The sequence below is a fragment of the Paracoccus sp. (in: a-proteobacteria) genome, from assembly GCF_030538755.1.
Lineage (GTDB): Bacteria > Pseudomonadota > Alphaproteobacteria > Rhodobacterales > Rhodobacteraceae > Paracoccus.
In genome coordinates this window covers 51,157-69,894 of sequence record NZ_JAUNTJ010000010.1, presented here as the reverse complement: position 1 = coordinate 69,894, position 18,738 = coordinate 51,157, and the positions used below count along the sequence as shown (strand labels likewise).

The window sequence follows — 18,738 nt, the reverse complement described above, 5'->3', positions numbered from 1 at the left end:
CTTACTTGGCAGTCAGGGGCCGCGTGACCCCCGCTGTATGATCCGCGTGGCCCGCCACGGCCACAGATTGTTCCGGTGCAGGCGCCGCCAGCACGATGTCGGCCAGCACCATGGTCATCACCGCAGCGGCCAGTATCCCGGCCCCGATCCAGCGCACCATCCGCTTCATTTCGCCACCAGCAGCGATCCGGTCACGCTGCGCCTTCCGATTTCCTCGCGGCCAAGGCGGCAAAGCCCGGCCTCGTCCGTTGCATTGTTCTGCCGCAGATAGGTGTCTGCCGTGGCATAAATGCGATCCTTGTCCGCGCGGGAATCAAGGAAAGCGTCGATTTCAGCCGCTGAATAGCCCTTGCGTTCGGCATAGCGTTTCAGCGCGCGCGCCTGACTCCAGGCATAGACAAGCCGCCCGTCGATAGACGGGCAACCGCGCCGGATCAGGTCGGCAACCCGCGCTGCCACCAGCCGGTCGTTAATGTATCTTTCCTGGCTCAGCGGTTCCAGCGCAGCAGCGGGGGTGGCCAGCGTGGCAGCCGTCAGCGCCGCCACGGTCAGTTTGGTCCATGTTTTCATAGTGCGTGCCTTTCGAGTGACATGCACAATCACATAGTCACCCAGACGCCGCACCGCATGACACGGCTGCGTCAGAGAAGCGTGAGCATATGCCCGGCCCGCATTCATTCCGCTGCCATCGCCCCCATGCGTCCAGTGCGTTTCGCCTTGATCCGGTCTTCGATTTCCTCGCGGAAATTGCGGATAAGGCCCTGAATCGGCCATGCCGCCGCGTCGCCAAGGGCGCAGATGGTGTGGCCCTCGACCTGCTTGGACACGTCCAGCAGCATGTCGATTTCCTCGATTTCGGCCTCGCCGCGCACCAGACGCTCCATCACGCGCATCATCCAGCCGGTGCCTTCGCGGCAGGGGGTGCATTGGCCGCAGCTTTCGTGCTTGAAAAAGGCCGACAGCCGCCAGATCGCCTTGATGATGTCGGTGTCCTGATCCATCACGATCATGCAGGCGGTCCCGAACGAGGACCGCAGTTCGCGCATCCCGTCGTAATCCATGATGGCGGTTTCGCATTGTTCCGCCGTCAGCACCGGGCAGGACGCGCCGCCGGGGATCACCGCTTTCAGGTTCTTCCAGCCGCCGCGCACGCCGCCGCCATGTTTCTCGATCAGTTCCTTCATCGGGATCGACATGGCTTCTTCGACGACGCAGGGCGTGTTGACGTGGCCGGTCAGACCGAACAGCTTGACGCCCGCGTTGTTGGGGCGGCCAAAGCCTGCGAACCATTCCGGGCCACGCCGCAGGATCGTCGGCACGACAGCGATGGATTCGACGTTGTTCACCGTGGTCGGGCAGCCATACAGCCCCGCCCCCGCCGGGAACGGCGGCTTCATGCGCGGCATCCCCTTTTTGCCCTCAAGGCTTTCCAGCAGGGCGGTTTCCTCGCCGCAGATATAGGCACCGGCGCCGTGGTGGATGTAAAAGTCGAAATCCCAGCCAGATCCGGCGGCGTTCTTGCCCAGCAGGCCGGCGTCATAGCATTCGTCAACGGCAGCTTGCAGCGCCTCACGCTCGCGGATGAATTCGCCGCGGATATACAGATAGGCCGCATTCGCCCCCATCGCGAACGAGGCGATCAGCGCGCCTTCGATCAGCGTGTGAGGGTCGTGGCGCATGATCTCGCGGTCCTTGCAGGTCGCGGGTTCGGATTCGTCGCCGTTGATAACCAGATAGGACGGGCGCCCATCCGAAGATTCCTTGGGCATGAACGACCATTTCAGCCCCGTGGGAAAGCCCGCACCGCCACGCCCGCGCAGGCCAGACGCCTTGACCTGATCGACAATCTTGTCGCGCCCGCGCGCGATGATGTCGGCGGTGCCGTCCCAGCAGCCGCGGCGCTTTGCCCCCGCAAGGCTGCGATCGCCCATCCCGTAGAGGTTGGTAAAGATGCGGTCCTGATCTTTCAGCATTCCATCAACGTCCTTCTTGGGGCGGGTTTACCCGTTCCTGCGCCGCCAGATACGCCAGGTCACCAGCAGCGACCAGACAAAAGCGCCGATCGCGGCCAGATCGACGAGAAACGCCCATTTCGGCGCCCAGCCATAATGCCCGCCAGCCCAGTTCAGCGCCAGCCACATCACCATCGCCACCGCGATCACCACGGCGACAAGGCGCATCTGGGCGGTATCGGCATGACCGGCCATCATTCATATACCTCGCCCGCCTCGACGCGCTGCGAAAACTCGGTCTGCTCGCCTGCGGCCAGCAGTCGCGCCTGCCCCACCCAGTCATCGGCCCGGACGCGCGCGCCCATGCGACCGATCAGCGCGGCAAAGCGGTCGATCTGGGCATCATCCCAGCCCGCGATCTGTTCAAACCGCGTCACGCCGTGATCGTTCAGCAGGTTTTCCAGCTTTGGCCCGACGCCCTTGATCTGCTTCAGATCCTCGGCGGGGACGGGTTTGGCCTTCTTTGCCTTCTTGGCCTTGGCAGGCTTTTCGTCCTTGGCGGCCTTGTCTTTCCGAGCCTTTTTCGCCTTGGACTTTTTCTTGTCGTCCTTGTCTTTCTTGGGCTTTTTCGCCTTGGTCAGCCGGGCATCAAAATCATCCGCGACCGAAACGGCAGGCAGCACCGGATCAGGCGCAACCACCGCAGCAACAGGCGCCGGTTCCTCGGCCACGGGCAGAGCGGTGGGTTCCGGCGCAGTTTCCTGGGGCACCACATCGGCCACCGTTTCAGCCAGAGGTTCCTGCGGGGCGGGCGCGGCAGGTTCCGGCGCGGCGACAACAGGCCGCACCGCAGCCAAGGCGACCGGCGCGGCGGCAGGCGGCACGGCAGAAATGCCCGGATCATATTCGGGCTGATCGTCGCAGCCCAGCCAGACGGCCAGCGCATAAGACAAGCCACCGGCCACCAGCCCAAGGAACAGCCCGGCGAACCAGTGCAGATCGCCAATGCCGGCAGAAACCAGCCAGACGGCCAGACCGATCCCGGCCGCAGCAATCAGGCATTTTCGCTGGCAGTCTGTCCGTTGCATCCCCATCCCCTTTGCCCGTCAGTTGCCCGACGTATCGTCTTGGGCCGCCGCTGCGGCATCCGCCGCACGCTCGCGGTCGCCCGCACCCTCGACACGATCATGGTCGGCCTCGGAGGCGTCATCGGCCCCCTTGGCGGCAGCGGCATCGCTGGTGCGTTCGGCCTGTGCCTGCGTGGCGGGGTCATTTTCATCAGGCGGCGTTTCCAGATGCGCGCCGCCCAGCCATTTGGTCAGGATCGGAACCTCGGTCCCGTCGATGCGCTTGACCGTTTCGCCCAGATCGACAGCGCGCTGCACGCTGCCGTTATACGGCGCGCCCGTCCCTTTCAGGTCCGCCAGCGCAATCGGCCCGCCCAGCGGTTCCGACGAAAAGCGCCCGTTTTGCGGGCCGGGGACCGGCACCTGCCCGGCGGCCAGCGCGTCGATCAGCGCCGACAGCTTTTCGGCGGTCAGGTCTTCGTAGAAATCCTTGCCGATCTGCACCATCGGCGCATTGGTGCAGGCACCCAGACATTCGACCTCTTCCCAGGAAAACAGCCCGTTTGCCGACACGGTGTGCGGCGTCGGCGCGATCTTTTCCTTGCAGACCCGGATCAGATCACCCGCGCCGCAAATCATGCAGGTCGTAGTGCCGCAAATCTGAATATTCGCAACCGAACCAACGGGTTGAAGCTGGAACATAAAGTAGAATGTCGCAACCTCAAGCACCCGGATATAGGCCATCCCCAGCAGGTTGCCGACATATTCGATGGCCGGGCGGGACAACCAGCCCTCTTGTTCCTGCGCGCGCCACAGGATCGGGATCACCGCCGATTGCTGGCGACCCTCGGGGTATTTGGTCATCTGCGCCCGCGCCCATTCAAGGTTGGCAGGCGTAAATTCAAAGCTGTCCGGCTGGACGGCGGCAAGACGACGCAGCATCAGCGATCAACCTCTCCGAACACAATATCCATAGTGGCGATGATGGCGCTGATGTCGGCCAGCAGATGGCCGCGCCCCATGAAATCCATCGCCTGCAAATGCGCAAAGCCCGGCGCGCGCAGTTTCACGCGATAGGGGCGGTTGGTGCCATCCGACACCATATAGACGCCGAATTCGCCCTTGGGGGCCTCGACGGCGGCGTAAACCTCACCGGCGGGCACCTTGAAGCCCTCGGTATACAGTTTGAAGTGGTGGATCAGGCTTTCCATGTCGCGCTTCATATCGCCGCGCTTGGGCGGGGTCAGCTTGCCGCGCGCCAGCACATCGCCGACGGGTTCGGCGCGCAGCTTGGTGATCGCCTGCTGAATGATCCGGGTGCTTTCATACATCTCGGCCATGCGGCACAGATAGCGATCATAGCAATCGCCGTTCTTGCCAACCGGAATCTTGAAGTCGAATTCGCTATAGCATTCATAGGGTTGGCTGCGCCGCAGATCCCACGACAGGCCAGACCCGCGCGCCATCACGCCGGTAAAGCCCCAGGCCATCACCTCATCGGGCGACACGATGCCAATATCCACCAGCCGCTGCTTGAAGATGCGGTTGTCGGTCAGCAGGGTGTGGATGTCATCGACCTTGGCCGGGAAGGTTTCGCACCACGCCTCAAGATCGTCCAGAAAGCGGGCGTCCAGATCCTGATGCACGCCACCGGGGCGGAAATAGTTGGCGTGCAGCCGCGCACCCGAAGCACGTTCGTAAAAGATCATCAGGTCTTCGCGCGGCTCGTGCCCCCACAGCGGCGGGGTCAGCGCGCCCACGTCCATCGCGCCAGTGGTCAGCGTCAGCAGGTGGTTCAGCAGCCGGCCGATTTCGCAGAACATCACCCGGATCAGGCTGGCGCGGCGCGGAACAACGGTGCCGGTCAGCTTTTCGATCGCCATGCAATAGGCATGTTCCTGGTTCATCGGCGACACATAGTCCAGCCGGTCCAGATAGGGCGCGTTCTGCAAATAAGTGCGCGATTCCATCAGCTTTTCGGTGCCGCGATGCAGCAGGCCGATATGCGGGTCGGCACGTTCGACGATCTCGCCGTCCAGTTCCAGAACCAGACGCAAAACGCCATGCGCCGCAGGGTGTTGCGGGCCAAAGTTGACGTTAAAGTTGCGCAACCGCTGTTCGCCGGTCAGGAAATCGCCCGAACCGTCGTCATAGCTGTTGTTGCGAATATCGCCGTCCATCATCTTAACCCTCGTCCTTGGGGGCAAACATGGCCATGACCTCTGCCCCGGTCATGGTCTGGTGTTGCCCGGCCAGCGCATAGCTGGCGGGTTTTTCGTCTATAAAAATCTCGGTTTCCAAGGCGAACCGCCCCGGATCGTCGAAACACTGAACCGAGGCCATGTTCATCGCCCCGTCCTGCGTGCGCCAGATCAGCGAGGCCCCGCAATCCTTGCAGAAAACCCGCTCGCCCCAGTCAGAGGACCGGAACACGCCCAGCGGTGCAGCATCGTCAAAGCGCGGTGCCTGCGACAGGCCCACGCTGATGAACATGCCGCCTGTCCATTGCCGGCACATGCTGCAATGACAGATATGGGCCGCACCCTCGGGCCGGGCGGCAAAGCGGCACGCGCCGCACAGGCAGCGCCCCGGAACCTCGCCCTGTTGCAAGATCAAGCCCATCATGCCCCCAATCCGGCAGCGGCGCGCTTGACGGCCAGTTTGTCGGCAGCGAAAACCGCAGGCATGTCGGAAAAGGCCGTTCCGCCGAACAGTGCGGGCACCAACTGCCCCTCGCCCACAGCCAGGCTGTGACGATGCACCGATCCGACTGTCAGGCCCGGTTTCACTTTTCCGTCCCCTTCTCATCGCCGGGCAGCACATATTTTGCGCCCTCCCACGGGGACAGAAAGTCGAACTGGCGGTATTCCTGCACCAGCTTGACGGGTTCATAAACGACGCGCTTTGCAGCGTCGTCATAGCGCACCTCGACATAGCCGGTGGTGGGGAAATCCTTGCGCAGCGGATGGCCGCGGAAACCATAATCGGTCAGGATGCGGCGCAGATCCTCGTGCCCGGCAAAGACGATGCCGAACATGTCGAACACTTCACGCTCATACCAGTTGGCATTGGGGAACACGCCGGTCAGCGAGGGCGCGGCCTCATCCTCGCGCACGGCTGCCTTGATGCGGATGCGCTGGTTGCGATACATCGACAGAAAGTGCCAGACCACATCGAACCGCGCCGTGCGGCCCGGATGATCCACCGCCGTGATGTCGATCAGCGAGGCAAAGCGGCAGCTTGGATCGGTGCGCAGAAACTCGGCCAGTTCGACGATGTTGTTGGCCACTGCCGTCACGGTCAGCTCACCCAGCGCGATGCTGGTCTCCACCACATCATCGGGGCGGCGCAGCGCGATATGTTCGGCCAGTTCGGCCAGCGCATCAACATCGGGATAAACGGGGGCGATTGCGTCAGCCATGGCTTACCTCACCAGCGTTCCGGTGCGCCGGATGCGGCGCTGAAGTTGCAGGATGCCATACAGCAGCGCCTCGGCCGTGGGGGGGCAGCCGGGCACATAAATGTCCACCGGCACCACGCGGTCACAGCCCCGCACCACCGAATAGCTGTAATGGTAATAGCCGCCGCCATTGGCGCAGGACCCCATCGAGATCACATAGCGCGGTTCCGGCATCTGGTCATAGACCTTGCGCAGCGCAGGCGCCATCTTGTTGGTCAGCGTGCCCGCCACGATCATCAGGTCCGACTGGCGCGGGCTGGCGCGCGGCGCGGTGCCGAACCGTTCCAGATCATAGCGCGGCATCGACAGCTGGATCATTTCCACCGCGCAGCAGGCCAGACCAAAGGTCATCCAGTGCAGGCTGCCGTTGCGCGCCCAGTTGATGATGTCTTCGGTCGTGGTCAGCAGGAAACCCTTGTCCTGCAATTCACGATTCATCAGCCGCACGTCATGTTCGCGGTCAATGCCTGCGGTATTCGCGCCGGTCATCACGCCCATTCCAGCGCCCCTTTCTTCCACTCATAAGCAAAGCCGACGGTCAGCACGCCCAGGAACACCATCATCGACCAGAAGGCCACATCCGACAGGGCCGCAAAGCTGACCGCCCAGGGGAATAGGAAGGCCACCTCAAGGTCAAAGATGATGAACAGGATCGCGACCAGATAGAATCGCACGTCGAATTTCATCCGCGCATCGTCGAAAGCGTTAAAGCCGCATTCATAGGCGCTGACCTTTTCCGGGTCAGGGTTGCGCACGGCCAGCACGACGGCGGCCAGAATCAGCACCAGCGCAAGCGCCGACGCCATCCCGAAAAAGATCAGGATCGGCAGGTATTCCCGCGCCAGATATTCCTGCAACAGCGTTTCCACGGACATGTCCCCCTTTGGGTCGCGAGGGGGTCATGGCTCACCCGCGACGGGTTTGGCTGCTGCCGGTTTAGCCCTCGCGCCTGCCGTGGTCAACGGTCGCGCGCCGCCAAATCCCCTGCGTGATGCCAGAAATCGCCGCCACCGCCGGTTGCGTCGTTAACGCTAACGGCCTATCTTGCGCGGAACAGCAGCCTCAAGGAACATCGCGATGCGCCTGAACGCCACAGTTGAACGTGTCACCGACCGGATCCGCGAACGGTCCGCCGCCAGCCGCGCCGCCTATCTGGCGAAAATCGCCGCCGCCGCTGAACAAGGCCCGCGTCGGGCGCATCTGTCCTGCGGCAATCAGGCCCATGCCTATGCCGCGATGGACGACAAGGACGATCTGGCGACCACCCGCAAACCCAATATCGGCATCGTCAGCGCCTATAATGACATGCTGTCCGCCCATCAGCCCTATGAGAAATTCCCCGACATCATCCGCGCCGCCGGTCATGATGCAGGCGCCACCGTGCAGGTCGCGGGCGGCGTGCCCGCCATGTGCGACGGCGTGACGCAGGGCCGCGCCGGGATGGAGCTGTCGCTGTTTTCCCGCGACGTGATCGCGCTGGCCACAGGCGTGGCGCTCAGCCATGACACGTTCGACGCCGCCATGTATCTGGGCGTCTGCGACAAGATCGTGCCGGGCCTTGTCATCGCCGCCGCGACCTTTGGCCACATCCCCGCCGTCTTTGTCCCTGCCGGCCCCATGCCATCCGGCCTGCCCAATGACGAAAAAGCCAAGGTCCGCCAGCAATTCGCCGCAGGCGAGGTGGGCCGCGACGCGCTGATGGCCGCCGAAATGGCCAGCTATCACAGCCCCGGCACCTGCACCTTTTACGGCACCGCCAACAGCAACCAGATGCTGATGGAGTTCATGGGCCTGCACCTGCCCGGATCATCATTCGTCAACCCCAACACCCCGCTGCGTCAGGCCCTGACCGTGGCGGCCACTCGCCGCGCCGCCGCCATTACCCGCCTTGGCAACGACTACCTGCCCGCGGGCGAGGTGCTGGACGAACGCGCCTTCGTCAACGGCATCGTCGGGCTGATGGCGACCGGCGGATCGACCAACCTGATCCTGCATCTGCCCGCCATGGCCCGCGCCGCCGGCGTGCTGATCGACCTCGAAGATTTCCACGATCTGTCGGAAACCGTGCCCCTGATGGCCCGCGTCTATCCGAACGGGCTGGCCGACGTGAACCACTTCCACGCCGCAGGCGGCCTTGGCTATATGATTGGCCACCTGCTGGATGCGGGCCTGTTGCACGCCGATGTGAAAACCATCAACGGCACCGGGCTGGACGGCTATACCGCCGAACCGAAACTGGACGGCACCGCAATCCGCTGGGAAACCGGCGCACGCGAAACGCTGAACGACAAGATCCTGCGCCCCGCCAGCGATCCCTTTGCCCCCACCGGCGGGCTGAAACAACTGGCCGGAAACCTTGGCCGCGGCGTCATCAAGACATCCGCAGTCGCCCCGGAACGCCACATCATTCAGGCCCCGGCCCGCGTGTTCAGCGATCAGGAACAGGTCAAGACCGCGTTCAAGGCGGGCGAGTTCACCTCGGACACCGTGGTCGTCGTCCGCTTTCAGGGACCGCGCGCCAACGGAATGCCGGAACTGCACTCGCTGACGCCGATCCTTGCAGTGCTGCAAGATCGCGGCCTGCGCGTGGCGCTGCTGACCGATGGCCGCATGTCCGGCGCCTCGGGCAAGGTGCCCGCCGCCATCCACATCGCCCCCGAGGCCGCAAACGGTGGCCCGCTGGCACTGATCCGCGACGGCGACATGATCCGCATGGACGCAACCGCAGGCACGATCGACTGCCTGACCCAGGGCTGGGACACCCGCACCCCCGCCCCCTTCGACCCCACACCCGGCAGCCAGGGCATGGGCCGGGAACTGTTCGCCGCCTTCCGCGCCACCGCCGGCTCCGCAGACACCGGCGCATGTTCCGTCGTCTGACCCGCATCTTTGGTCCGGCAAATATCCTCGGGGGGAGTCGCGGAACGCGACGGGGGGCAGACAGCCCCCCTGCCCCCGCGCCAGCCCCAACAGCAGCTAGCGCCCCTCAACCCGCCGCCGGTCGCTCGGAATAGCGGTCGGCCAACTGGTCGCGATGCGGGCGGGTCAGCACGGTAAAGCGGATCAGTTCTTCGGCCACATCAACGATCCGGTCATAACAGGGCGACGCCCGCATCCGTCCGTTTTCATCAAACTCGGCATGGGCGCGCGCCACCGACGACTGGTTGGGAATGGTGAACATCCGCATCCAGCGGCCCATCACGCGCATGGCGTTCAGCGCGTTGAAGCTCTGCGAGCCGCCGCAGACCTGCATCAAGGCCAGACAGCGCCCCTGCGTCGGGCGGATCGCCCCGATGTTCAGCGGAATATGGTCGATCTGCGCCTTCATCAGCCCGGACATCTGGCCATGCGTTTCGGGGCTGGACCAGATCATCGCATCGCTCCACAGCACATGCTCGTGCAACTCGGCAATGGCGGGGTGGCCGTCCGCGTGCTGGTCGGGAAAGGGCAGGTCGGCAGGATCGAAAAGCCGAACCTCTGCCCCCATGGCGATCAGCAGCCGCGCGGCCTCTTCTGCCGCCAGCCGCGAATAGCTGAGCCGGCGCAGGCTGCCATACAGCAACAGCACCCGCACCGGCGGATCATCCGGGCCAAGCCCCGCCGCCGGACGCGGGCGGAAACGCCCCGGTTCCAGCGCAGGCAGATGATGCGGGTCAGGCAGATGGCGCAGGCGCATCAGGGCAAGACCTTGCGCACGGCCTCGACAGGTCGCCCGATCACCGCGCCTTTGGCTGAAAACACCACCGGGCGCTGAATCAGAATCGGATGCGCGGCCATGGCGGCGATCAGGTCGTCATCGCTTAACGACGGATCGCCCAGGCCCAAATCGTCATAGGGCGTTCCCTTTTGCCGGATCAGGTCGCGGGCAGGCACCCCCAACGCCGCCAGCGCATCACGGATTTCCTGCGCCGAAGGCGGGTCTTTCTGATAATCGCGCACCACGGGGTCGATGCCCGCATCACGGATCAGCGCCAGCGCATTGCGCGAGGTGCTGCATTTGGGATTGTGCCAGATGGTGACTGTATCTTTATCTTTCATGCGCGCAGACTAGCCCGCGCGCCCGACCCGCAGCAAGGCCACAAAGCCGCGCCGCCTTAGCCCTGCGCCTTGCCTGCGGGCAGGTCGGGGATCGGCAGCGCGCTGGTCGCCTTCAGCTCCTCCATCGACAGCAGGGCGGTGACGTTGTGGATTTTCACCTCGGAGATCAGCGCCTGATAGAAACGGTCATAGGCGCGGGCGTTACGCACCTGCACCTTCAGGATATAGTCGATGTCGCCGGCCAGCCGGTGCGCCTCGATCACCTCGGGGCGGGCGCGGACGGCGGCCAGAAAGCGCGCCGCCCAGTCGGGGTCATGTTCGCTGGTGCGCACCAGAACAAAGAAACACGCCTCAAGCCCCAGCGACTCGGGGTCGAGAATGGCGACCTGACGGCGGATCACCCCGGCTTCGCGCAGGCGGCGGATGCGGTTCCAGACCGGAGTCTTGGATGCGCCCACGCGGCGGGCCATTTCATCCAGCGACAGGCTGGCATCCTCTTGCAGCAGCGCAAGGATTTTCCTATCCACATCGTCCAGACGGACCGCGATTTCCTCTGCCGGGGATGTTTTGGAACCTTGTTCAGCCATTGGGCAACCTCTCGAACCAATCATCCTTATTTTTCCGACCCTATCGCCAAAATCCAGAACAAAATTCTATATACATGCTATCCAAACGATAGGTGCTTCCATGTCCAAAGCCTTTGCGCCCACGCAGGTCAAACCCGGTGTCATCACCGCCAACCATCTGCGCGAAGGTCATAACGTGTGGATGTGCGACGGCGGCTGGACCCACGATCCCCGCCAGGCCACGCTGTTCGAAGACGAAGCCATCGCCCAGATCGCACTGATCGAGGCGCTGGCACAGTCGGATATTGTCGTCGGCCCCTATCTGATCGAGGCCAAGCGAGGCCCCAACGGCCCCGAGCCGACCCATTTCCGCGAGGCGTTCCGCCAGCACGGGCCGACCAACTATGCGCACCGCGCCCAGCCTTCCGCACCGTTCCAACCCGCCAGCACCCGCCAGCCGGAGACCGCAGATGTTTGATTCCCGCACCACCTCGGATGAATATGTCCGCCACCGCGCCGCGCAGTTCCGCGCGCAGGTCGCCCGCCGTCTGGACGGGTCACTGACCGAGGATGAGTTCCGTCCGCTGCGGCTGATGAACGGCGTTTACCTGCAATTGCACGCCTATATGCTGCGGGTGGCGATCCCCTATGGCACGATCAGCCCGACGCAGATCAGGATGCTGGCGGAAATCGCGGATCGGTGGGATCGGGGCTATGGCCACTTTACCACGCGGCAGAACATCCAGTTCAACTGGCCGAAACTGGTTGACGTGCCCGATATGCTGGACGCGCTGGCCTCGGTCGGGATGCACGCGATCCAGACCAGCGGCAACACGATCCGCAACACCACCACCGACGTTTTCGCCGGTGCTGCCGCGGATGAAATCGAAGACCCGCGCCCATGGGCTGAAATGATCCGCATGTGGTCCACTGACCACGCCGAGTTCCAGTTCCTGCCGCGCAAGTTCAAGATCGCCATCTCTGCCGGGGCCGAAGACCGCGCCCTTGTCGCCGCCCATGACATCGGGCTGCGCATCGTGCGGCAGGACGGGCAGACCGGCTTTCAGGTATGGGTCGGCGGCGGTCTGGGCCGCACGCCGATGCTGGGTCAGGTCATCCGCGAGTTCCTGCCCGCCGAAGACCTGCTGCCCTATCTGGAAGCGATCATCGCCACCTATAACCTGTCGGGGCGGCGCGACAACAAATACAAGGCGCGGATCAAGATCACCGTTGCCGAACGCGGCATCGACATCTTCCGCGCCGAAACCGAGGAAGAATTCGCCAACCGTCGCCGCGCCTTTACGGGGGCCGACCGTGATGCGCTGGCCAGCTTTCGCGAACGCTTTGCCGCGCCGGAATTCCGCGTTGCGGACACGGACGGGTTCGACGCCGCCCGCGCGGCACGCCCCGGTTTCCGGTCGTGGAGCGATACCAACCTGCACCCGCACCGCGCGCCGGGCTATGCCTCGGTCGTGGTCACGCTAAAGGCGCCGGGCGTGACGCCGGGCGATGCCACCAGCGAACAGATGCGCCTGATCGCCACGCTGGCCGAACGGTTCGGGCATGGCGACATCCGCATCAGCCACGATCAGAACGTGGTGCTGCCGCATGTCCACAAATCCGACATCGAGGCGCTGTATGACGCGCTGCTGGACGCCGGGCTGGCCACCGCCAATGCCGGGCTGACCAGCGACATCATCGCCTGCCCCGGCATGGATTACTGCACGCTGGCCACCGCCCGCTCGATCCCGATTGCGCAGGACATTGCCGACCATTTCCGCGCGCAGGGGCTGGAGGACGAAATCGGCAAGATGAAAATCCGCATCTCGGGCTGCATCAACGCCTGCGGGCATCACCATCTGGGCCATATCGGCATTCTGGGGCTGGATCGCGCCGGGGTCGAGAATTACCAGATCACCCTTGGCGGCGACGGCACCGAGATCCCCGCCATCGGCGAACGCGCCGGGGCCGGTTTCCCGCATGACGAGGTGGTGCCCGCCATCGACCGGCTGCTGCGCGCCTATCTGGACCTGCGCAGCGGGCCGCAGGAACGCTTTATCGACACCTATCGCCGCCTTGGGCAAGCGCCCTTCAAGGCCGCGCTGTATCCCGAGGTTGTCAAACATGCTGGATGAGCCGCTGCAAGATCATGCCGCGCGGCTGAACGACCGTTACCGCCATCACGCGGCGGTCGAGGTGCTGCGCCGCGCCGTGAACGACCCCGATCTGGGCCGGGTGACGCTGGTATCGTCCTTTGGCGCCGAATCGGTGGTGTTGCTGCATATGGTCAGCGTAACCGCGCCGGGTCTGCCGGTGCTGTTCATCGACACGCAGATGCTGTTCCCCGAAACGCTGGAATATCAGGCCGAGGTTGCGGCCAAACTGGGCCTGACCAATGTGCAGGTGGTTCGCGCCACCGATGCCGAGGTCGCCCGCAACGACCCCGACGGCACCCTGCATCAGTTCAGCACCGACGCCTGCTGCGACTTTCGCAAGACCATCCCGCTGGAACGCGAGCTGTCGAAATTCGACGCATGGATCACCGGGCGCAAACGCTTTCAGGGGGGCGAGCGCACCTCGCTGGAGTTCTTCGAACCCGAAGAACCCTCGCGCCTGCGGATCAATCCGCTGGCCCACTGGCGCGCGCAGGATGTGCAGGATTACATGATCGAAAACCGCCTGCCGCGTCACCCGCTGGTCGCACGGGGTTATCCCTCGATCGGCTGCGCGCCCTGCACCTCACCCGTGAAACCGGGTGAAGACCCGCGCGCAGGCCGTTGGCGTGGCAGCGAAAAAACCGAATGCGGCATTCATTTTATCGGCGGCAAGATGGTCCGCGGAAAGGTTCCGGCATGAGCAATATTCTGGTTCGCGACGATGGCTTTCACCCCGTTGACGCCACCCCCGATGTGACCCTGACATCCGACACGCTGCCGGCGGAACTGGTCGATCACATCCACCACGGCCTGATCGCGCTGGACTTTCCCGCCATGGGCGACGGGCGCGGCTTTACGCTGGCGCGCCGTCTGCGGGAACTGGGCTTTACCGGACGCCTGCGCGCCACCGGCAAGCTGATCGCCGATCAATATGCCATGGCCCGCCGCGTCGGCTTTGACGAGGTGGAAATCACCGCCGAACTGGCCGCCCGCCAGCCGCAGGACCAATGGCTGGCCCGCGCCGACTGGCAAGACTTCGATCACCGCGCCAAACTGGCGGGCTGAGCGGGGTTCCCCTGCCGCCCCGCTTGGCATAGACACATTCAGGAATTCACAGATGACACTGGATCTTCCCGTGGCCGAAACCGCTGCCCCCAAGAAAACCCTGCCCGACGCGCAGACCGTCACCTCTGTCAGACACTGGACCGACCGGCTGTTTTCCTTTCGCGTGACGCGCCCCGCCAGCCTGCGCTTTCGCTCGGGCGAGTTTGTGATGATCGGCCTGCTGGGCGATAACGACAAACCGCTGCTGCGCGCCTATTCCATCGCCTCGCCCAACTGGGATGACGAGCTGGAGTTCTATTCGATCAAGGTGCCGGACGGCCCGCTGACATCGCGGCTGCAACATATCCAGCCGGGCGATCAGATCATCCTGCGCCCCAAGCCTGTCGGCACGCTGGTGCTGGACGCGCTGTTGCCGGGCAAGCGGATGTGGTTTCTGGCCACCGGCACCGGCATTGCGCCCTTCGCCAGCCTGATGCGCGACCCCGAAACCTATGAACGCTATGAACAGGTCGTGATGATGCACACCTGCCGCACCACGGATGAACTGGAATACGGCCGCGAACTGGTGGAAAATCTGCGTCACGATCCGCTGCTGGGCGAACTTTATGGCGAAGATTTCGCTAACCGCCTGCTGTATTACCCCACCACCACGCGCGAAGAATCGCCGCTGATGGGCCGGATCACCGACAACATGACCTCGGGCAAGGTGTTCACCGACCTGAACCTGCCGCCGATGTCGCCCGAAACCGACCGCGCCATGATCTGCGGCAGCCTTGCCTTCAACGTCGATGTCAAGGCCGTGCTAGAGGGCTTTGGCCTGCGCGAAGGCGCCAACAGCGACCCCAAGGAATTCGTGGTCGAAAAAGCCTTCGTCGGCGACGGCATCTGACACCGCCGCCGATCCGGCACCCAATTCGCTTGCGTTGACAGCAGGGCGGGTTCATGCGAACCCGCCTTGTGTTTCTTGCAATCAGACGTTCTGGGTTTTCATGGCTTCCTCTGCTCTCTCGGCCTCGGCGCTTTTCCTGAAACAGCATGCGGAACGGATAGGTAACAGCCTGGCCTATCGGCTGAACTTTCCGCGGGGCCAGTATCACGGCCTGCCCGCGCCGCAGCCCAAACCGAACGGCCAGATGGTCCCGTGCCGCACGGCAGTGTTCGACCCCGATCAGCTAAGCCGCGTCACCGCCTGCGGCTTTGGCCGCGAGTTGCACAGCGAGGTGATGAAGCTGACCGCCACCGCCTTTCTTGAGGTGCCGGCAGACGTGTTCGAGCTGGGACCAGCCACGGTCGCAGGCGGCATGGTGTTTTCGCAGCATGGCCACTATGCCATCAGCCCGCAGCGCCCCGGTTTCAGCCAGATCCGCAATGCGGAACCGATTGACAGCCCGGTGGTGCTGGCCAACTCGGCCCAGGGGCTGAAGTTTTTCGGCCACTGGGTCGCAGATGACACCACGGTGTTCGAACATTACCGCGACCACCCCGGCCTGCTGTCCCTGCCCCGCCCGGTGTGGAAGGACGCAGCGGCCTATGAACAGCTTTTCGATCACGACTGGCACGAGGTTGCGGCCTTTTCCACCCCCTCGCTGACACTGGTGCGCGAACTGGGCTTTAACCTGTCCAAAGCCGAGCGTTTTACCCGGCTGCGCGACCGGATGCGCGGCAAGATCGCCCCGGTTCAGCCGGGCCGCATCGTGTTCATCCGCCGTGGCGGCAGCGGTGCGAACCGCGACATCGTGAACTGGCCCGAACTGGAACCCGTACTGGAACAGGCGGGCATCACTATTCTGACCCCCGAGGACGACACCGGGGAATTCATCCGGCAGTTGCTGGATGCCTCGCTGATTATCTCGGTCGAGGGCAGCCAGATGTGCCATGCGCAGTATGGCATTCGTCCGGGCGGTGCCGTTCTGGTGCTGCAACCGCCTGACCGCTTTTACAACCCGCATCACGAATGGACGCGGCTGATGGACATCGCCTATGGCTTTGTCGTCGGACGCACCGCCGAGGGCGGCTTTACCATTGATGCCGATGAATTGCTGTCGATGGCCGACCGCCTGCTGACCATGACCGGCAACCTGCCCGAGGTGTGATCGCTCATCACGCGGTTATCACGCGCTTTTGGGGAACCCTTGGTGCGGGGGGCGGTTATGCTGTGGTCAGACGACCGTTGCAGCCAGCGAAAAGGACCGTTCATGCGCCACATCATTCAGAATTCGACCGCCATTGCCGCCATACTTGCCATGATCGTGCCACAGGCCGGCATGGCAGAACTGCGTATCGCTGACGATGTTGCCGCCGAACAAGGCCCGGTGCGCGCCGAACGGATGCCCGAACTGGCTGGCGTGCTGGGGCAGGAACTGGCCAACGGGCTGACGGTGGCCGATCTGCAATGCGCCAGCGGCACCGAACGCCCCTGCGATGATGCCGACGCGCTGGTCACGCCCCAGGGGGTGACGGTGCAGGTTGCGGATAACGGCAGCATCGTGCTGGCTCCGCGCGATCACCAGATCAACATGATGGGCAGCGATGGCACTGTCGTGCCCGCCAGCGGTGCCGCACAGGCCGAAGCCGCCGCGATCGAGGCCGAAGCTCAGGCCGCGCAGGATGCCGAGCAAGCCGCAGACGAGGCCGCCATCGCCGCCGACGAGGTTCAGGCCGCCGCCGATGAGCCCGCGTCGCCGTCGGAATCGGAACTGGCCGCCGCCCTTGAAACGGCGCAACAGGAACCCGCGCCCGAACCTGAACCGGAAACCACCAGCGTCGGTCAGGTCGTCGAACAGGCCGCCGATGCCGCGCGCGATACGGCCGCCGGTGTGGCCGATTCCGTCACCGATGTCGCCGGCAACGCAGCCGAGGCCACCGCAGCCGCCGCAGCGGGCCTTGCCGCCGCGCTGACCGGCGAAGAAGCCACGGCCGAGGTCGAGGTAACGCCCCCCGCCGCCGATGCCGTTCTGGCGCTGTCCGGCAGCGAAACCTCGCAGACCCGGCAACAGCGGATGCCGCGTCTGGCCGAAATCCTGCGGGCCGAGGTCGCCAGCGGGCTGACCGGCAGCGATCTGACCTGCGAAACCGGCGCGGCGCAGCCTTGTGGCGATGGCGTGGCGCTGATGACGCCCGGCGGCGTGACCGTTGAAACCGACGATCAGGGCCGGCTGGTAATGGCCCCCGCCGCGCGTCAGGTTTACCGCGTGGCCGACAACGGAACGCTGCAACTCCGCGCCCCCGAGGAAGACACCCCCGAAACCGCCGCCGCGACCGAGGCCGCGTCCGAAACCGCCGCCCCTGCCGCCGCCGCGCTGAATGACGACGCCGTGGCAGACGCCCCCGCCGTGGAACAGCGCGTGACCGAGGATAACACCCGTTCGTCGGGCGAGGATTTCGAATCCAGCCTGCGCGACGCCTTGGCGCAGGCCGGTCAGGCGGTGCAGACCGCCCCGGCCGAGGGCGGCCAGCAGGCGCGCAGTAGCTCGTCCGATCTGGCCCGCGCGCTGATCCTTGGCGCGGGTGCCGTGGCCGTGGGCACCATGCTGAACAACAACCGTCAGGTCGCCCTGTCCACGGATGACCGCGTGGTCGTCACCCGCCCCGATGGCAGCCAAGAGGTCATCAAGGACGAAGTGGCCCTGCTGCGCCAGCCCGGCAGCACCGTCACCACCGAAAACTTCGATGACGGATCGTCGCGCACCATCGTCACCCGCGAAGATGGCAGCCGCGTCGTCACCATCCGCGACGCCAACCTGCGCGTGCTGCGCCGCACGCTGATTTCGGCGGATGGCACCCGCACGCAACTGATCGACGACACCGCCGATGTGACGCCGGTGGACGTTTCGTCGCTGCCGCCGCCCGCGCGCCCGGTGGCCGTCACCAATCCGAACAGCGAAGAACAGCTTCGCGCCGCACTGGCCGCTGAAACGCAGGCGAACCGCCGCTTTACCCTTGGCCAGATCCGCAACATCCCCGAGGTGCGGGCGCTGGTCGCCCCGGTCGATGTCGCCGCGATCACCTTTGACACCGGATCGGCCGCGATCAAGCCCGATCAGGCACGGCAACTGGCGACGCTGGGCAAGGTCATCTCGGACGCCGTGCGCGCCAACCCGCGCGAGATCTTTATGATCGAAGGCCACACCGACACCGTAGGGGCCGAGGCGATGAACCTTGCCCTGTCTGACCGCCGGGCGGAATCGGTGGCCCTTGCGCTGACCGAATATTTCCAGGTGCCGCCGGAAAACATGGTGGTGCAGGGTTATGGCGAACGGTTCCTGAAAATCCGCGCCGAGGGCGACATCCGCGAAAACCGCCGCGCCTCGGTCCGCCGGATCACCGACCTGCTGCAAACCGCGTCGAACTGATCCGGCGCAGCGCCTGAAATGGTGAAGGGCCAGAGATCGCCTCTGGCCCTTCGTGTCGCGCCATCCCTCCCGGCCCCGCAGG

At 64.6% G+C, this 18,738-nt stretch carries 22 protein-coding genes and 1 pseudogene; 8 read left to right on the top strand and 15 right to left on the bottom strand.

Annotation, left to right across the window (positions count from 1 at the left end):
• Position 1: 1 nt before the first annotated feature.
• The 12 genes and pseudogenes from Q4G14_RS08145 to Q4G14_RS08090 form a co-directional block, all read right to left on the bottom strand.
• Positions 2 to 160 (bottom strand): hypothetical protein, encoded by a 159-nt coding sequence (locus Q4G14_RS08145; protein WP_303361238.1) that lies wholly within the window; start codon positions 158 to 160, stop codon positions 2 to 4.
• Between the two features lie 5 nt (positions 161 to 165).
• Positions 166 to 570: a DUF5333 domain-containing protein gene (locus Q4G14_RS08140; protein ID WP_303361237.1), complete on the bottom strand. Its 405-nt coding sequence runs from the start codon at positions 568 to 570 to the stop codon at positions 166 to 168.
• A gap of 104 nt (positions 571 to 674) precedes the next feature.
• On the bottom strand, positions 675 to 1,973 hold the full coding sequence (gene nuoF / locus Q4G14_RS08135; protein WP_303361236.1) for an NADH-quinone oxidoreductase subunit NuoF: 1,299 nt from the start codon (positions 1,971 to 1,973) through the stop codon (positions 675 to 677).
• Positions 1,974 to 2,000: 27 nt separating this feature from the next.
• Positions 2,001 to 2,210: a DUF5337 family protein gene (locus tag Q4G14_RS08130; protein WP_303361235.1), complete on the bottom strand. Its 210-nt coding sequence runs from the start codon at positions 2,208 to 2,210 to the stop codon at positions 2,001 to 2,003.
• Positions 2,207 to 3,040 (bottom strand): hypothetical protein, encoded by an 834-nt coding sequence (locus tag Q4G14_RS08125; protein WP_303361234.1) that lies wholly within the window; start codon positions 3,038 to 3,040, stop codon positions 2,207 to 2,209. Before Q4G14_RS08125 ends, Q4G14_RS08130 begins: the two co-directional genes overlap by 4 nt.
• A 216-nt stretch (positions 3,041 to 3,256) precedes the next feature.
• Positions 3,257 to 3,961: pseudogene (gene nuoE / locus Q4G14_RS08120) on the bottom strand (NADH-quinone oxidoreductase subunit NuoE); the annotation flags it as partial.
• Positions 3,961 to 5,202, bottom strand: a complete 1,242-nt coding sequence (locus Q4G14_RS08115) for an NADH-quinone oxidoreductase subunit D (RefSeq protein WP_303361233.1) — start codon at positions 5,200 to 5,202, stop codon at positions 3,961 to 3,963. The gene Q4G14_RS08115 and the pseudogene nuoE, both read right to left, overlap by 1 nt.
• 1 nt (position 5,203) lies before the next feature.
• Positions 5,204 to 5,644: a GFA family protein gene (locus Q4G14_RS08110; protein ID WP_303361232.1), complete on the bottom strand. Its 441-nt coding sequence runs from the start codon at positions 5,642 to 5,644 to the stop codon at positions 5,204 to 5,206.
• Positions 5,641 to 5,808, bottom strand: a complete 168-nt coding sequence (locus Q4G14_RS08105) for a hypothetical protein (RefSeq protein WP_303361231.1) — start codon at positions 5,806 to 5,808, stop codon at positions 5,641 to 5,643. Before Q4G14_RS08105 ends, Q4G14_RS08110 begins: the two co-directional genes overlap by 4 nt.
• Complete coding sequence (locus Q4G14_RS08100) at positions 5,805 to 6,440, bottom strand: NADH-quinone oxidoreductase subunit C (protein WP_303361230.1); 636 nt, start codon at positions 6,438 to 6,440, stop codon at positions 5,805 to 5,807. The genes Q4G14_RS08105 and Q4G14_RS08100 overlap by 4 nt, the downstream gene beginning before the upstream one ends.
• A gap of 3 nt (positions 6,441 to 6,443) precedes the next feature.
• A complete protein-coding gene (locus Q4G14_RS08095) occupies positions 6,444 to 6,977 on the bottom strand; it encodes an NADH-quinone oxidoreductase subunit B family protein (RefSeq protein ID WP_303361229.1) in 534 nt (177 codons plus the stop codon).
• On the bottom strand, positions 6,968 to 7,354 hold the full coding sequence (locus Q4G14_RS08090; RefSeq protein WP_303361228.1) for an NADH-quinone oxidoreductase subunit A: 387 nt from the start codon (positions 7,352 to 7,354) through the stop codon (positions 6,968 to 6,970). Before Q4G14_RS08090 ends, Q4G14_RS08095 begins: the two co-directional genes overlap by 10 nt.
• 202 nt (positions 7,355 to 7,556) lie before the next feature.
• Between Q4G14_RS08090 and edd the strand changes: the two genes are divergently transcribed.
• A complete protein-coding gene (gene edd / locus Q4G14_RS08085; RefSeq protein WP_303361227.1) occupies positions 7,557 to 9,359 on the top strand; it encodes a phosphogluconate dehydratase in 1,803 nt (600 codons plus the stop codon).
• A gap of 106 nt (positions 9,360 to 9,465) precedes the next feature.
• On the opposite strand, the gene arsH is transcribed toward edd, so the two are convergent.
• From arsH to Q4G14_RS08070, 3 genes are read right to left on the bottom strand one after another with little or no spacing between them, the layout of a single operon-like run.
• Entirely contained in the window at positions 9,466 to 10,155 is a 690-nt protein-coding gene (gene arsH, locus Q4G14_RS08080) for an arsenical resistance protein ArsH (RefSeq protein WP_303361226.1), read from the bottom strand.
• Positions 10,155 to 10,517: an arsenate reductase (glutaredoxin) gene (arsC, locus tag Q4G14_RS08075; RefSeq protein ID WP_303361225.1), complete on the bottom strand. Its 363-nt coding sequence runs from the start codon at positions 10,515 to 10,517 to the stop codon at positions 10,155 to 10,157. The genes arsH and arsC overlap by 1 nt, the downstream gene beginning before the upstream one ends.
• 56 nt (positions 10,518 to 10,573) lie before the next feature.
• On the bottom strand, positions 10,574 to 11,065 hold the full coding sequence (locus Q4G14_RS08070) for an Lrp/AsnC family transcriptional regulator (RefSeq protein ID WP_303361277.1): 492 nt from the start codon (positions 11,063 to 11,065) through the stop codon (positions 10,574 to 10,576).
• 139 nt (positions 11,066 to 11,204) lie between these two features.
• Between Q4G14_RS08070 and Q4G14_RS08065 the strand changes: the two genes are divergently transcribed.
• The 7 genes from Q4G14_RS08065 to Q4G14_RS08035 all read left to right on the top strand — a co-directional run bounded on the left by Q4G14_RS08065 (position 11,205) and on the right by Q4G14_RS08035 (position 18,656).
• Complete coding sequence (locus tag Q4G14_RS08065) at positions 11,205 to 11,561, top strand: DUF2849 domain-containing protein (RefSeq protein ID WP_303361224.1); 357 nt, start codon at positions 11,205 to 11,207, stop codon at positions 11,559 to 11,561.
• A complete protein-coding gene (locus tag Q4G14_RS08060) occupies positions 11,554 to 13,218 on the top strand; it encodes a nitrite/sulfite reductase (protein ID WP_303361223.1) in 1,665 nt (554 codons plus the stop codon). The genes Q4G14_RS08065 and Q4G14_RS08060 overlap by 8 nt, the downstream gene beginning before the upstream one ends.
• Entirely contained in the window at positions 13,208 to 13,939 is a 732-nt protein-coding gene (locus tag Q4G14_RS08055) for a phosphoadenylyl-sulfate reductase (protein WP_303361222.1), read from the top strand. Before Q4G14_RS08060 ends, Q4G14_RS08055 begins: the two co-directional genes overlap by 11 nt.
• The gene (locus tag Q4G14_RS08050; protein ID WP_303361221.1) at positions 13,936 to 14,304 is read left to right on the top strand and encodes a DUF934 domain-containing protein; all 369 of its coding nucleotides are present in this window, start codon (positions 13,936 to 13,938) and stop codon (positions 14,302 to 14,304) included. Before Q4G14_RS08055 ends, Q4G14_RS08050 begins: the two co-directional genes overlap by 4 nt.
• A 52-nt stretch (positions 14,305 to 14,356) precedes the next feature.
• Complete coding sequence (locus Q4G14_RS08045) at positions 14,357 to 15,193, top strand: ferredoxin--NADP reductase (RefSeq protein WP_303361220.1); 837 nt, start codon at positions 14,357 to 14,359, stop codon at positions 15,191 to 15,193.
• Between the two features lie 100 nt (positions 15,194 to 15,293).
• Positions 15,294 to 16,397, top strand: a complete 1,104-nt coding sequence (locus Q4G14_RS08040) for a glycosyltransferase 61 family protein (RefSeq protein WP_303361219.1) — start codon at positions 15,294 to 15,296, stop codon at positions 16,395 to 16,397.
• A 102-nt stretch (positions 16,398 to 16,499) separates the two neighbouring features.
• Positions 16,500 to 18,656: an OmpA family protein gene (locus tag Q4G14_RS08035; RefSeq protein WP_303361218.1), complete on the top strand. Its 2,157-nt coding sequence runs from the start codon at positions 16,500 to 16,502 to the stop codon at positions 18,654 to 18,656.
• The last annotated feature ends 82 nt before the right edge of the window (positions 18,657 to 18,738 follow it).

Excerpts from the sequence above, each read along its gene's own strand:
- Q4G14_RS08145 (WP_303361238.1), bottom strand. The coding sequence starts at position 160 with ATGGTGCGCTGGATCGGGGCCGGGATACTGGCCGCTGCGGTGATGACC.
- Q4G14_RS08140 (WP_303361237.1), bottom strand. The coding sequence starts at position 570 with ATGAAAACATGGACCAAACTGACCGTGGCGGCGCTGACGGCTGCCACG.
- nuoF (WP_303361236.1), bottom strand. The coding sequence starts at position 1,973 with ATGCTGAAAGATCAGGACCGCATCTTTACCAACCTCTACGGGATGGGC.
- Q4G14_RS08130 (WP_303361235.1), bottom strand. The coding sequence starts at position 2,210 with ATGATGGCCGGTCATGCCGATACCGCCCAGATGCGCCTTGTCGCCGTG.
- Q4G14_RS08125 (WP_303361234.1), bottom strand. The coding sequence starts at position 3,040 with ATGCAACGGACAGACTGCCAGCGAAAATGCCTGATTGCTGCGGCCGGG.
- Q4G14_RS08115 (WP_303361233.1), bottom strand. The coding sequence starts at position 5,202 with ATGATGGACGGCGATATTCGCAACAACAGCTATGACGACGGTTCGGGC.
- Q4G14_RS08110 (WP_303361232.1), bottom strand. The coding sequence starts at position 5,644 with ATGATGGGCTTGATCTTGCAACAGGGCGAGGTTCCGGGGCGCTGCCTG.
- Q4G14_RS08100 (WP_303361230.1), bottom strand. The coding sequence starts at position 6,440 with ATGGCTGACGCAATCGCCCCCGTTTATCCCGATGTTGATGCGCTGGCC.
- Q4G14_RS08095 (WP_303361229.1), bottom strand. The coding sequence starts at position 6,977 with ATGGGCGTGATGACCGGCGCGAATACCGCAGGCATTGACCGCGAACAT.
- Q4G14_RS08090 (WP_303361228.1), bottom strand. The coding sequence starts at position 7,354 with ATGTCCGTGGAAACGCTGTTGCAGGAATATCTGGCGCGGGAATACCTG.
- edd (WP_303361227.1), top strand. The coding sequence starts at position 7,557 with ATGCGCCTGAACGCCACAGTTGAACGTGTCACCGACCGGATCCGCGAA.
- arsH (WP_303361226.1), bottom strand. The coding sequence starts at position 10,155 with ATGCGCCTGCGCCATCTGCCTGACCCGCATCATCTGCCTGCGCTGGAA.
- arsC (WP_303361225.1), bottom strand. The coding sequence starts at position 10,517 with ATGAAAGATAAAGATACAGTCACCATCTGGCACAATCCCAAATGCAGC.
- Q4G14_RS08065 (WP_303361224.1), top strand. The coding sequence starts at position 11,205 with ATGTCCAAAGCCTTTGCGCCCACGCAGGTCAAACCCGGTGTCATCACC.
- Q4G14_RS08060 (WP_303361223.1), top strand. The coding sequence starts at position 11,554 with ATGTTTGATTCCCGCACCACCTCGGATGAATATGTCCGCCACCGCGCC.
- Q4G14_RS08055 (WP_303361222.1), top strand. The coding sequence starts at position 13,208 with ATGCTGGATGAGCCGCTGCAAGATCATGCCGCGCGGCTGAACGACCGT.
- Q4G14_RS08050 (WP_303361221.1), top strand. The coding sequence starts at position 13,936 with ATGAGCAATATTCTGGTTCGCGACGATGGCTTTCACCCCGTTGACGCC.
- Q4G14_RS08045 (WP_303361220.1), top strand. The coding sequence starts at position 14,357 with ATGACACTGGATCTTCCCGTGGCCGAAACCGCTGCCCCCAAGAAAACC.
- Q4G14_RS08040 (WP_303361219.1), top strand. The coding sequence starts at position 15,294 with ATGGCTTCCTCTGCTCTCTCGGCCTCGGCGCTTTTCCTGAAACAGCAT.
- Q4G14_RS08035 (WP_303361218.1), top strand. The coding sequence starts at position 16,500 with ATGCGCCACATCATTCAGAATTCGACCGCCATTGCCGCCATACTTGCC.